1 protein-coding gene is annotated in these 451 nt (G+C 63.4%); it reads left to right on the forward strand.

The features are described 5' to 3' along the window. A partial coding sequence (locus I6F21_RS37820) for a sigma-70 non-essential region-containing protein (protein WP_225184398.1) occupies positions 1-451 on the forward strand: 451 nt, incomplete at both ends.

A 451-nucleotide genomic window follows, 5' to 3' on the forward strand; every position in this document is an offset into this window, starting at 1 on the left:
GGTGCCGGCGCTGCCGCAGCTTCGGCCCGTCAACTCGAAGAGCTCAAGCAGGCTGCGCTGCTCAAGTTTGGTGTGATCGGCGAGCAGTTCGACAAGATGCGCCGTGCGTTCGAGAAGGAAGGCTACAAGTCCAAGCCTTACGTGAAGGCGCAGGAAGCCATCCAGGCCGAACTGATGACGATCCGCTTCACGGCACGCAACGTCGAGCGCCTGTGCGACACGCTGCGCGGCCAGGTGGACGAAGTGCGCAAGCTCGAACGCGCCATCCTGAACATCGTGGTGGACAAGTGCGGCATGCCGCGCAGCGACTTCGTTGCGCGCTTCCCGGGCAACGAGACCAACCTGAAGTGGATCGAGACCGTGGTGGCCGACGGCAAGCCGTACAGCACCATCGTCGAGCGCAACGTGCCGGCCGTGCACGAACTGCAGCAAAAGCTGATCGACCTGCAGG

Source organism: Bradyrhizobium sp. NBAIM03, from assembly GCF_020194055.1.
In the GTDB taxonomy this organism is placed as follows: Bacteria; Pseudomonadota; Alphaproteobacteria; order Rhizobiales; family Xanthobacteraceae; genus Bradyrhizobium; species Bradyrhizobium yuanmingense.